The following is a 12,214-nucleotide window of genomic DNA, read 5'->3' as shown; positions in this document are numbered from 1 at the left end:
TGTTGCCTTGGAGCAACCGATTTCCGGCAACCCCCGCGGAGCGGTCGACCTCATCGAGGCCGCCCTGTCCCAAGCACCGAGGACCGGCTCAGCCCGCCTGACCTCCATGCTCCACGCCCGCGCCTGCCGGGCCCACACGCACGCCGGCGACACACGAGCCGCCGACCGGTCCGCCAACGCCGCCCTGGACACCTACGAGAACGCCGGTCCCATCGAGGACGACCTCCCTTGCGTCTACTGGTACAACCTCGGCGAGACCCACCAGCTCCTCGGCAGCTCCGCCCTCAATCTCGGCAATCCCAAACGGGCCCTCGCCCACTTCCTGGAAGCGTCCGACGCCCACACCAGCCAGGAGGCGTACAACGCCGCTGCTTTCCCTCGCGGCCACTCCATCTACCTGGCCCGGCTCGCCGAAGCCCACCTCAGCCTGGGCGACGTCGACGCCGCCGTGGCCACCGCGCACGACGCCGTCGACCGGATGGGAGGCGTCACCTCCGCGCGCGGCACCCACATACTCGAGGACCTCCGCAAGAAACTCGTACGCCGCCGCGGAATCCCCGTCGTCGCCGACTTCCTGGACTACACCGGCACCGAGTGAACGTCTGGACGATGTGGGGGCGGACCGGGTGCATGCTCGGCTTCGAGGTCGGTGAGCGGGGCGAGGCGCCTCCAGGGGCCGGCCGCGATCCGCGACAGGATCACCGTGGAGAACAGGTGGGCCTCCACTCCTCCTCTGCGGGCTATGGGGCGGGCGGGGCGGGTTCCCTGAGGCGGTCCAGCCTCGTGTAGAGGGCACGTACGAGGCGGGCGCGGTTCTGGGCGCAGCGGGAGGTGCGTTCCAGTGGTGCGGTCAGGCGTCGGTCGGCTTCGTGGAGGACGACTTCGGCGAGGGCTCCGCGACCGTCGCTCTTGGGCAGGGCAGCGGCGTGGCGGCGTACGTCAGCGGCTACTGCGCGGGCGTGTCCGGTGAGTTGGAGGGCGATCTGCTCGTAGTCGCGTGGTTCGAGGTCCGGGTTGGTCCATGCGAGGACGGCGGTGACGAGTGCCTCGTGCGGGGCGCGGTCCAGGGGAAGTTCGGCCTCGATCAGGCCCTGGGGGTCGTGGAGCACGGTGTGGGTGTCGCTCATCGGTGGCCCGCCGCGTCGTTCTGGTCGTGGTCGCCGGTGCTGGCGTCCGGGGCCTGGACCGCGAGGAAGCGCGCGTAGCCGCAGCAAAGGCGCTGCGCCGTGCCTCGTGCAGTGGTGAGGACTTGCTGGGTGTGGTGGGTGTCGGGCACGGTTCCTGTCTCCCCCAGGGGCGGGCTGTCGGCACACCCCCGTCCATGCCGCCCACGCCTTGACCTGGACGGACCCTGAGCACCCGGGTGACTGGACCTCCGTCGAGCGCACCTTCCGCGACGGACACACCGAGACCTGGTGGGCCGCCGACGCGACCCTTGGCTGGTGGGGACCCGACGGAAACGTCCGTCTCGTCGTGGCCACCACCGACCCGGCCACCCTTCCCCCGCAAACCACCTGGTACCTGGCCACCGACCTGCCCCGCCCCGGCGGACCCCGCGAGGCCGACAGTCCCGAACCGGCCGCCGACCGGCATGTAGTCGTCCGGATCTACGGCATCCGACACTGGATCGAGCAGAGCTACAAGCAGATCAAGGACGAACTGGGCTGGGCCGACTTCCAGGTCCGTTCCGATACCGCCATCCGCCGCCACCAGACCCTGGTGAACTGCGCATTCTCGTTCTGCTGGGACACCTGGTTCGCTCAACCTCCCGACCGGGAGCCCGCCGTCGTCCCCACGGCCCCGCCGACTCTCAGAGGGTGTTCGGTACCTTTTCAGGCTGCCGCGGGCGGTTTCGGGCGGAGGTATTGCCCGATTTGGCTCGGGCTCGCGGTCAACCTGCTGGCCATGGAATTGACCATGGCCCAGTGGATCATCGACCGGGACCGCTCCGGCAGCGCCTCGTAGTCACGGTGCAGACGCCGGTAGCGGCTCATGATCCCGAAAGTCTGCTCTACACGCCAGCGGACCTTCTGGACCACAAAGCCTTTCTGTTCCGCATCACGCGCCACGACTTCCACCTCGATGCCCAGGGCGGCCGCGTGCGTGATCATCTTGGACTTGTACCCAGCGTCCACCCACGCCTTCGTCACCGTGGGCAACTTCGCGGCCAGGGCGTCGGCAACGAGTTTGCCGCCGTTGGTGTCCTGCACGCCGGCGGCCGTGACGATGAGAACCAGCAGCAACCCGAGTGTGTCGGTGGCGATATGCCGCTTGCGGCCCTTGATCCGTTTGCCACCGTCGTACCCTTGCGTGCTCTCCGGCGCATTCGGTGACGCCTTCACCGTCTGGGCATCGATCACCGCGGCGGTCGGCAGTATCCGGCGCCCCTTCTTCCTGCGTAACTGGTCACGCAGGGTGTCGTGGACCTCCTCGGCGGTGCCGTCCGCTTCCCACGCCCTGAAGTAGCCGTAGACCGTGGTGTGCGGCGGGAAGTCATGGGGCAGGTAGCGCCAGGCCACCCCCGTCCGGGCAACGTAGAGGATCGCGTTGACCACCTCGCGCAGATCGGTGGTGGGCTCCCGCCCTTCGGCCCGCGCGGCCCGCCACTCCAGCAAAAGGGGCTCGATCAACTCCCACTGATCATCCTTGAGATCCGAGGGGTAGGCACGTCGCTCAGTCACAAGATGATCAAAACCGATGACCCCGACGTCGCGCTACGAGATCATGGAAACAAGTCCATCTCGCCACACCGCGGACCGGACAGATAGGGGGATCCCCCTACCGAACACCCTCTCACAGCGGTGGGGCCGGCTGAGAGGGGGCCCCAGCAGACCCCACCAGCCCCAACCGGCCAACTGGCCGCAGGCGATTCGCGCCGTCCGGGCCTGGCTCGCCCCCTGGACCACCCTCCAACGCTGCTGGCGAGCCTGGAACAACGCACCCCCGCCACCCGAACTTCAAGCCCTGATCAACGCCGTCGGCGCAGGCCACCCACTCGATCGCTACTCCCCGGTCTAACAAACCACCGCTAGCTGTGTTGGGGCGGGGCCCCTCGGTGGCTCGGCGTGGCCGTCCGTGGGCCCGCCCCGGGAAGGGGGAGACACGTGATCGTCGACACGAGGGGCCTGCTGCTGGTCGTTTGCCGTCACCTCCGCGTCCGTGCAGGACCGGGCCGGAGGCCGCACCGTCCTGGCCCGGCTCGCCGCCGGCTTCCGCACGGTCAGCCTGGTGTGGGCCGGCAGAGGATACGCCAACTCCGTTGATTCCACGCTGCTTTCATGGGCCCGCGACGCGTTGAACATCGTCGTCGAGATCGTGAAGCGGACCGACGACGTCACGGGCTTCAAGGTCCTGCCCCGCCGGGTAGTGGAGCGAAGTTTCGGCTGGCTAGTCCGAAACCGTCGGCTGGCCCGCGACTACGAACAGCTGACCGCGACCTCCGAGGCCATGATCAAGGTGGCGATGATCCGCCTGATGCTCGTCCGGCTCGCCGGGCAGCCATCGCGGTGGAGCCACGAGTTCCACCGCAAAACGGCCCGAACCAAGACTGTCGAGGACCTCATCGCGGCGTAATCAACCGGCCACCCGACAGGCTCTCAGAGCAGGGCACGCAGTTCGCGGGCTGCGTCGGTGGCGTCGAGTAGACGGGCGCCGTCCGGGAGCAGGACCAGGCGGCCCACAGAAGACCGTGCCGCGATCCCCGCCCGCTCCCAGACCAGGACGATCTGCAGGACGACCGCGCGGTAAGCAAAGTGGGCGTCGCTTCCGCGAGGCTTGCCGAACCGGCGGTACAGCTCCTTGTCCACCCGGTTCCGGGCCTGCTCACGTCCCAGTCCGACGCCCGTGAAGGCGACCACGAACGTACTGGCGGCGAGAGCGACGATCTCCTCGCTGAGCAACGCCTCGACACCGGTACCCGAACTCTCGGTCATGACCGGCAGGTTACCAACACGCATGCGACGCGTCTCCTCGCCGTCGCAGGCGGCCGGTGACGGGGGACCGCGAGGGTGAGGACCTAGCTAGCGGTGGTTTGTTGACGGGGGGTCAGGGTCGTAGTAGGCCGGTAGTAGAGGAACGTCGCCTCGCCGCCTGGGGGCTGTGATGACCCGTCGTCTGCCGTGTCCGCCCGCTCCGGGGCCGCTGGAAGCCTATGCGGCACGCTTCGATGACCTGCTCTCCACACTGGCGCCGCGGGTTCCGCGAGTACCTCGCGGGGCTGCTGCTACCGCGGGGCCGGAACGGCCTTCCGACAGGTACCCCAGGGACGGAGGCTCAACGGTGCGTTCGCCCTGACCCCTGATGAACTCCCCCTGGTCGGCCCCGCTGCGGGGGTACCCGGCCTGTGGTTCGCGGAAGCTTCCTGGGTCACCCATGCCAGCGGCGTCGGCCGACAACTCGCGAACATGCTCCTGCAAACCGTCAACCTCCCCGTCGCCCCCGATCGCCTGTCACCCGGCCGCTTCGCCTTCTGGAGCGACGAGAAGATCCGCGAGACCGCGCTCGGCCACTACCGACGCATCTATACGCACACTGATGCACGCCTTGGAACAAGAGGGCCGAGTAGATGTCCACATCTGTAGTGGGGTTGAGTTCGTTCCGAGGCGTGCGATGAGGTGGCTGCGTTCGAAGCGGGCTCGGCGCGGACGAGCGCGACGAGGTGGGGTGCGTTCACGGCTCGCCGGCGGGCCTTTCACGCGCTCGGGCGTACGCTCCGTTCGGCGATGCGGATCAGGGGGCGCTCGGGTACCAGGCGGCTGACGACGCGTGACACCAGGGCATTGCCGGCGCCGTCGACGACGGTCGCCTTGCGTCCGCCGAGTGCCGTGAGTGCTGTGGTGACGACCTGCTGCGGTGTGCGCCGGGCGCCGACCGACGCGTTGTCACCGGCCACGTCGAAGAACGGGGTGTCGGTGGCGCCTGGGCAGATCCCGAGGACGGTCACACCGGTGCCGCGGGTCTCGCCCCAGAGGGAACGCGTGAAGGACAGGACGAATGCCTTCGTCGCGGAGTACACCGCCATGTGCGGCACCGCCTGGAATCCGGCCGTGCTGGCGACGTTGATGACGGTGCCGCGCCCGCGCTCGATCATGCCGGGCAGGAGCCGGGTGGTGTTGCCGACGAGCGTGCCGACGTTGAGCTGCACCTGGGAGGCCATGTGGCCGGGGTCGGCCTCGGCGAGGTCGCCGTGGGAAGCGAAGCCGGCGTTGTTGATGAGGATGTCCACGACGGTGCCCTGCTCGTCGAGCATGCGCGCGAGGGTCTCGGAGGAGTCGGGCCGGGAGAGGTCGAGGGCGATGGATCTGACGGTCACGCCGTGCTTGGTCCGCAGGGTCGAGGCGAGTTCCTCCAGCTTGTCTTTCGAACGGGCGACGAGGACCAGGTCCACACCGCGGGCGGCCAGCTGGCGGGCGAACTCGGCGCCGATTCCTGACGAAGCGCCGGTGACGACGGCCAGCTGGGAGGTGAGGGTGTCCGAGTAGTTCATATCTGTCTCCATACCTACTTGAAGGTTTTTTTCTTGGTGATGAAAAGGCCGAGGTGGCCGACGTGCGCGGCGTCCGGCCTGCCCGCGTTCAGTGAGCTTCGATGGTCGCCTCAATGACTTCGGCGAGAACGCCCGCTGCGCGGCGCAGCTCTTCGGGATTGGCGCGCCCCGTGGCCTCGAGGACGCCCTTCAGTCCGTCGAACGCGCCCACGAATACGGTCGCCAGTGCGTGGGCGTCGGCCGAGAAGTGCAGGTCGCCCGCGCGGGCGCCGGCGAGGAGGAGTTCTTCGACCAGGCCGACCCACTCCGCGAGTACGGACACTTGGGCGTGTTCCTGCGGTGACTCGTGCGGTGACTCGGTGGTGAGCTCGCGGTCGAGCCGTACGACGGACCATCCCGCGGGTTCGGCGATGACGAGGTCCACGAGGACGGGGACGAGTCCCCGTACCTGCGCGGCCGGCCCTCCGAGCCCCTCGAGCTGCCTGCGCACATGCGCAAGCATCCCTTGCTTCTGGTCGTCGACGACCGCATGGGCCAGGGCGGCCTTGCTCTTGAAGTGGAAGTACACGGCGCCCTTGGTGAGACCGGTCTCGCTCACCACGTCGTCCATCCGGGCCAGGGCGTACCCCTTGGCATCGAAGACACGGGCGGCGGCGCGCAGAATCTCCCGGCGCGTCGCAGCGCCCTTCGGTGTCAGTTGGTCCACTGGCCTTCCCATGTCCCGATACTAAATACCTTCGAGTCGGTTTTTCAAATTGATCAAGAACCGCATTGCCCGGAGGACCCCGGCCGAGGCGAGCGGCGAACTGGAGTGCGTGGCTTGATCGGCCGGATGTCGGTGCCCGATCCGGGAATCGTGGAGGCGACCCGGACCGCCCTCGACGAGGCCCTGGCGGGCCGCCCGCTGGTCTCAGCCGAGCGGTTCGCTCGTCCATGCGCTCCCTGTATGCCGAGCTCCGGCTGCGCACCTTGACGCGGCCGGCGCGAGCGATCGGCTGCTATCCCGGTGGGAACACGCCGGTCCCCACGCGGTCCTGGCCGTCCAGGACCGTGTCCGAGGGGCCGAAAAGCGGCACAGCTGGATCAGTGTTGTGGCCAGCGAGGCTGCCGAACTGCTGCCCGCGCCACCGGCGATCGACGGCAACCCCCGCGCGGATCGAGGACAAGGCCGCCTTCAACATCCTGCTCGTAGCGGCCTGAGTGCCGGAGCAGGTGCGGATCCCAGGCCTACGCGTCGGGGGAAACTGCCCCCTCTGGTCAAGATCCGGCGCGCCAGGTCGGTGCGCGGCGGCTGGTGGTGCAGTCCACCAGGGCCGACTCCGGCGGAACAGTGCGCAGACCCTGCGGTCGCACGATCAGTGGAACAACCCGTCTGGTAGCAGAAGTCCCACGACAACCAACGCTCAACTACTAGCGCAGGACACTAGGCAGCCCTGGTCTGGCGCCGGTAGCCGCCCGGGGCCAGGCCGTACTCCCGCTTGAATGCTCTGGCGAAGGAGAACTCCGAGCCGTATCCGGTGCGGGCGGCGACCGTCGTCAGTGAGGCATTGGACTCGCGCAGCAGACGGGCGGCGGTCGTCATGCGCCAGCGGGTCAGATAGGCCATCGGCGGTTCGCCCACCAGCGAGGCGAACCGTCGGGCGAAGGCGGCGCGGGACAGCCCTGCCCGCTCGGCCAGCGATTCGACCGTCCACTGGACCGACGGGTCGTCGTGAATGGCCGACAGGGCAGGCGCCACCGCCGAGTCGCCCAGGGCTGCAGCCCACCCCTGGGCGGCGGTCGGGGGCTGATCGTCCAGCCAGGCCCGCAGGATGTAGAGGAGCAGCGAGTCGATCAGGCTGGGCACGATGCCGTCCGAGCCGATGCGTGGGTTTTCCAGCTCGGAGCCGAGGAGTTGGACGGCGGCGCTCAACTCCGGATGGCGGCCGTGCCGCGTCGGCAGATGGATCACCTCGGGCAGGTGGCGCACCAGGGGGTGCGGGCGGCTTTGGTCCAGGTGGTAGTCGCCGCACAGGAGGCTGGTCTCGGGGCCCTTGCCACCGAGCGTGAGCGAGCCGATCGGTGAACCCCGTTGGATCTGCTCCGCCGTGGCCTCCACGGTCGGGGTGGAGGGATGATCGGCGAGGATATGGCCCCGCCCGCTGCGCAGGAAGATCACATCACCGGGGCTCAACGGGATCGGCTTCAGATGCGGTGGTGTGTCATTGAGGGGGACCAGCCAGCAGGTCCCGTACAGCACCACATGGAACCCGGCGCCTGCGACTGGCGGCAGTCGCACGCCCCAGGGGGCGCGGCCGTTGGTCCGTACGGATGCCGGGTGCCCGGTGCGCATCGAGGCCAGCGCCTCGGTGAGGATATCCATCCGCCTTGCTCTCCCTGGTTCGGCCCGTCGCGGTCAGACCGTCAGGACAATCTTGCCCCGTACGTGTCCCGAGGCGACCAGCTCATGTGCCTTACCGGCCTCTTCCAGCGGGAACGTCTCCTCGACGTGCGGGCGGATCAGGCCCGCGTCGACCAGGTCGGCGATCGCTTCGAGCGCGGCGTAGTCCGGCTCGACCGAGATGCCGGCGAAGCGCCGCCCGGCCGCCTCGACGCGTACGGCGAGCTCCGGGTCGGCGTGTTCCACGATGCTGATGAGTACGCCGCCGGGGCGCAGCACACCGAGCGAGAGATCGCCCTGGGCCGTGGAGTCGAAAACCACGTCGGCGTCCTTGACGGCCTCGGTGAAGTCGGTGGTCTGGTAGTCGATGACCTCGTTGGCGCCGAGGCCGCGGACGAAATCGTGCCGGGCCGGACTGGCCATGGCGATCACAAGGGCGCCGTGTGCCTTCGCGATCTGCACCGCGAAGTGGCCGACACCACCGGCTGCCCGGTGGATCAGTACCCGGTCGCCCGCCTTGACGACTGCCGCCTGTACCAGGCCCTGCCAGGCCGTGAGCGCCGCGAGGGGGATGGCGGCGGCGTGCACATGGTCGAGAGAGGCGGGCTTGCGAGCCACCTGGCGGGACGGTGCGGCGACGTACTCGGCGTACCCGGTGGCGGCGCGGGGGAAGAACGGCATCCCATATACCTCGTCACCCACCTCGAACCTGGCGCCGGGGCCTGCCTCTTCGACCACCCCGGAAATGTCCCAGCCCACGCCGAACGGCGGCTCACCGAGCAGTGGGAAGGCGCCGGACCTGACGAACACGTCCACAGGGTTGACCGCACTGGCGTGGACCTTGACAAGAACCTCGCCGGGCAGTGGCTTCGGCCGCTCGGTCTCCGCGACCTCGAGGACCTCGGGGCCGCCGAAAGACTTCTGGAACACTGCGCGCACGGTAACTCTCCCTGGTTCGACCGGTTGATGTCCGGCTTGATGTCCTCAACCCTAGGAAGATCGAATGAGCCGGAGAATAGCCTTCCGTCTCGGCTACATGTCCCAGCGTCTTGTCGGTGCGTACTCTCGGCCATAAATGCCTCAGACGTTGATGACACTCTTGACGATCATGAGGTAGATGATCAGGCCGTGGCATCCGCAGGCAGGGCCGAGCGGCGCGTCGGCCTTGCCAGTCCGCACAGCCGGAACTCTGGGGCAGCTGTGAGGCCGGGAACCTCAGCGTCGGGTACCAGCGCCCGCAGAACCACACGTACAGGACGGTTTCATCCCAGCAGATTGAGTTTCCGCGACTACGAGGGCCGCCCGGCCTCCTCGGAGTCGCGATAAAGCTCTTGTCCTGCGGGTTCCGCTCGACGATCTCGATGCCGGTCCCGTGTCTGTGGCCGTGGGCTCCGCCTCGGTCTTCGCCGGACGGTCGCTGGCGCGCGGGCAGGCGTCAGTCGGTGACGAGGTCGTCCGGGGCGGACCGAGCGAGTTCGGCCAGTGTGGCCAGCGCCTGGGAGAGAACGTCGGTCTGCGGGGAGGCAAGCCCCAGCCGGATCGCGTTGGGGGCGTGGTTATTGCCGACGGTGAACGCGGCGGCCGGCACCACTCCGATGCCGTGCCGGGCGGCGGCGGCGACGAAGGTGTCCGCGCGCCACGGGCGGGGCAGTTGCCACCAGCAGTGGTACGAGCGCGGGTCGCTCCGTACAGCGAAGCCGCCGAGGTGCCGGGCCGCGATCTCCTGTCGTACGGCGGCTTCCCGCTGCTTGGCCTGTACGAGGGCCTTCACGGTGCCGTCCTGCTGCCAGTGGTAGGCCGCCTCCAGTGCGAAGCGCATGGGGGTCCAGCCCCCCGAGCGCAGAGACGTGGCGATCTCGCCCACCAGGAAGCCGGGCGCCACCACGAATCCGAGGGTCAGGCCAGGGGCGATGCGCTTGGACAGGCTGTCGACGAGGACGGTCTGCTCGGGGGCCAGAGAGGCGAGCGGCGGCACTTCGTCGTGGAGGAAGGCCCAGATGGCGTCCTCGATCGCGGGGATCCCGGACCGCAACAGGACATCGGACAGATGCTCCACCCGTTCCCGGGGCATCGTAACCGACAGCGGGTTGTGCAGAGTCGGCTGTACGTAGACGGCGTGCAGCGGGCCGCTGCGGTGGGCTTCCTCGACGGCCTCCGGGATCAGCCCTGCTGCATCCATGGCCAGGGGCACGAGGGTGATGCCGAGCCGCGTGGCGATGGCCTTGATCACGGGGTAGGTCAGTTCCTCGACGCCGAGCCGAGCGCCCGGTGGTACCAGGGCGGTGACGACGGCCGAGATGGCCTGCCTCCCGTTCCCCGCGAAGAGCACCTGCGCCGGGTCGGGGCGCCAGCCGCCACGCGCGAGCAGATCGGCGGCGGACTCGCGGACGGCCGGAACGCCGGCCGCGCCGATGGGCCGCAGCGCGTACCCGAGGACATCGGGACGCATCAGCGCGCCGAGCCCGTTGGCCAGAAGCGCGGCCTGCTCGGACACCACCGGATAGTTGAGCTCCAGGTCGATCCGGCTGCCTGCGGGTTCGGTGAGCGCGGGCGCGGATGCACGGGGGACCGCGCGGACGAAGGTGCCGCGGCCCACTTCGCCCAGAGTGAGGCCACGTCGGGCGAGTTCCTGGTAGACGCGGGTGGCGGTGGAGTTGGCGATGCCGTGCTGCTGGGCGAACTTGCGCTGCGGGGGAAGCCGGTCGCCCGGCCGGAGGATGCCGGCCCTGATCTCCTGGGCCACCGTGTCGGCGACGCTCTGATAGTCCTTCACGACGCTCTCCTCTCGTCCTCGTGCCGCCGCCATCCAACCACACAATTGCACCGAGCGCAATAATGCATATTGCATCGAAAATTTGCAGGCAATATGCTCGCGGCATTGCTTCGAACCTGGCCCGTGCACCGGGCTGGGGGAACCCTTGTTGGATGCGCCACGAGAGGGCGCGTGACCGCCGGAAAGGAGTCCTGCCAGCAGTGAACACGACCGCATGGTCTCGGTCTCCGCTCGGCCGGACCCTGGTGCTGCCCGACTGTGACCGGTGTGGATTCACCTCCTGCCTGGTAAGGCACGGTACGGTCGCCGGGTTGCTGCGGAAGTACGCGGAGGAGTGGCAGCGGGTCCTGACGGATCCGGGACTCGACGGCCGGCGCGCGGGCGTGCCTCACTGGTCACCGCTGGAACACGGCTGCCACGTCCGTGACATGTGCCTCCTGTTCCACAAGAGGCTCGATGCAATTTTCGGAACCACACCGATTGCACCGGGCCACCGCACCGCGCCGGATGTCGGGCCGGCCGCAGAACTCCCGGACGTCGTCCGGCGCTACCGCGACGAGGAACCGCGACAAGTGGCGGAGGAACTGGGGTGGGCCGCCGAGGCCCTGGCCCGCCGCCTGGCCACGCTCACCGCCGACGACTGGGACCGCGACGGCACGGGCCTGGCCGACTCGCGACTCACCGTCGATTTCTTCACCCGCCATCTCCTCCACGACATCGTTCACGACCTCGCCGAGGTACAGCGCGGTGACCGCTCCGGCAGGGCGCGTCCGGAGACGGCGGCGAGACATAACAGCGAATGAGGGGTTCTCATGGTTGAACTGAGCGGGGTCCTCGGCGTGATGGTGGTGGCCCTCGGGATGGTGCTCACCCCGGGCCCGAACATGGTCTATCTCGTCTCACGCAGCATCACCCAGGGCAGGCGCGCCGGGATCATCTCGCTCGGCGGTGTGGCCCTGGGCTTCATGGTGTATCTACTGGCCGCAAACCTCGGCCTGTCGGTCGTCTTCATCGCCGTGCCCGAGCTGTACTTCGCAGTGAAGCTGGCCGGCGCGGCATACCTCGCCTACCTCGCCTGGAACGCGCTGAAGCCGGGCGGCGTCTCCGTCTTCACCCCGCAGGACGTCCCGCACGACTCGCCGCGCAAGCTCTTCATGATGGGACTGATGACGAACCTGCTCAACCCGAAGATCGCCGTCATGTACCTCTCGCTCATCCCGCAGTTCATCGACCTGGAGAAAAGCCACGTCCTCCTTCAGGGCATCGCGCTCGGCTCGATCCAGATCGTGGTCAGCGTCACGGTCAACCTCACCATCGTCCTGGCCGCCGGAACCATCGCCGTCTTCCTCTCGCGCCGCCCCTCCTGGCTCAAGGCGCAGCGCTACGCGATGGGCACGGCGCTCGGCGCGCTCGCCATATCGCTGGCCCTCGACACCTCAGGTCCGGCCAAGTCCGGCTGACGGCACGGCACATGGGAGGCGGTCCGGTGGCCGACCTGGGCTCTACTGCCCCAGGGACAGGAATTCCACGTGTTCCTGAGAGGGGTGTTTCGCGGTTTGATGTCCGGTTCGTGATG

12 protein-coding genes and 1 pseudogene are annotated in these 12,214 nt (G+C 68.7%); 4 read left to right on the top strand and 9 right to left on the bottom strand.

Translation table 11 applies throughout. From position 1 onward, the window contains the following. Positions 1-7: 7 nt before the first annotated feature. Positions 8-598, top strand: a complete 591-nt coding sequence (locus OG611_RS27600; RefSeq protein ID WP_266425172.1) for a hypothetical protein — start codon at positions 8-10, stop codon at positions 596-598. 142 nt (positions 599-740) lie between these two features. Here OG611_RS27600 and OG611_RS27595 read toward each other — a convergent pair whose 3' ends face one another. The 3 genes from OG611_RS27595 to OG611_RS27585 form a co-directional block, all read right to left on the bottom strand. Next, entirely contained in the window at positions 741-1,127 is a 387-nt protein-coding gene (locus OG611_RS27595; RefSeq protein WP_266425169.1) for a DUF6415 family natural product biosynthesis protein, read from the bottom strand. Continuing rightward, positions 1,124-1,276: a hypothetical protein gene (locus OG611_RS27590; RefSeq protein ID WP_266425166.1), complete on the bottom strand. Its 153-nt coding sequence runs from the start codon at positions 1,274-1,276 to the stop codon at positions 1,124-1,126. The genes OG611_RS27595 and OG611_RS27590 overlap by 4 nt, the downstream gene beginning before the upstream one ends. A gap of 556 nt (positions 1,277-1,832) precedes the next feature. Further along, positions 1,833-2,681 (bottom strand): IS5 family transposase, encoded by an 849-nt coding sequence (locus OG611_RS27585; RefSeq protein WP_266425104.1) that lies wholly within the window; start codon positions 2,679-2,681, stop codon positions 1,833-1,835. Between the two features lie 463 nt (positions 2,682-3,144). Between OG611_RS27585 and OG611_RS27580 the strand changes: the two are divergent. Next, a pseudogene (locus tag OG611_RS27580) lies at positions 3,145-3,573 on the top strand (transposase); the annotation flags it as partial. Positions 3,574-3,596: 23 nt separating this feature from the next. On the opposite strand, the gene OG611_RS27575 reads toward OG611_RS27580, so the two are convergent. The 6 genes from OG611_RS27575 to OG611_RS27550 form a co-directional block, all read right to left on the bottom strand. After that, the gene (locus OG611_RS27575) at positions 3,597-3,932 is read right to left on the bottom strand and encodes a hypothetical protein (protein WP_266425161.1); all 336 of its coding nucleotides are present in this window, start codon (positions 3,930-3,932) and stop codon (positions 3,597-3,599) included. 758 nt (positions 3,933-4,690) lie between these two features. Then, on the bottom strand, positions 4,691-5,485 hold the full coding sequence (locus OG611_RS27570; RefSeq protein ID WP_266425158.1) for an SDR family oxidoreductase: 795 nt from the start codon (positions 5,483-5,485) through the stop codon (positions 4,691-4,693). 88 nt (positions 5,486-5,573) lie between these two features. Beyond that, complete coding sequence (locus tag OG611_RS27565) at positions 5,574-6,203, bottom strand: TetR/AcrR family transcriptional regulator (RefSeq protein ID WP_266425155.1); 630 nt, start codon at positions 6,201-6,203, stop codon at positions 5,574-5,576. Positions 6,204-6,908: 705 nt separating this feature from the next. Beyond that, positions 6,909-7,847, bottom strand: coding sequence for an AraC family transcriptional regulator (locus OG611_RS27560; protein WP_266425153.1), 939 nt, complete (start codon positions 7,845-7,847; stop codon positions 6,909-6,911). Positions 7,848-7,880: 33 nt separating this feature from the next. Beyond that, entirely contained in the window at positions 7,881-8,804 is a 924-nt protein-coding gene (locus tag OG611_RS27555) for an NADP-dependent oxidoreductase (protein ID WP_266425152.1), read from the bottom strand. 496 nt (positions 8,805-9,300) lie between these two features. Further along, positions 9,301-10,638 carry a PLP-dependent aminotransferase family protein gene (locus OG611_RS27550; protein WP_266425150.1) on the bottom strand — a complete coding sequence of 446 codons (1,338 nt, stop codon included), beginning with the start codon at positions 10,636-10,638 and terminating at the stop codon, positions 9,301-9,303. A 311-nt stretch (positions 10,639-10,949) separates the two neighbouring features. Between OG611_RS27550 and OG611_RS27545 the strand changes: the two genes are divergently transcribed. Together OG611_RS27545 and OG611_RS27540 are read left to right on the top strand one after the other, a co-directional pair. Then, entirely contained in the window at positions 10,950-11,441 is a 492-nt protein-coding gene (locus OG611_RS27545; RefSeq protein ID WP_266425147.1) for a DinB family protein, read from the top strand. A 9-nt stretch (positions 11,442-11,450) separates the two neighbouring features. Then, positions 11,451-12,098: a LysE family translocator gene (locus OG611_RS27540; RefSeq protein WP_266425144.1), complete on the top strand. Its 648-nt coding sequence runs from the start codon at positions 11,451-11,453 to the stop codon at positions 12,096-12,098. The last annotated feature ends 116 nt before the right edge of the window (positions 12,099-12,214 follow it).

The sequence above is a fragment of the Streptomyces sp. NBC_01363 genome, assembly GCF_026340595.1.
Classification (GTDB): Bacteria; Actinomycetota; Actinomycetes; order Streptomycetales; family Streptomycetaceae; genus Streptomyces.
This window is presented reverse-complemented; position numbering and strand designations above follow the sequence as displayed.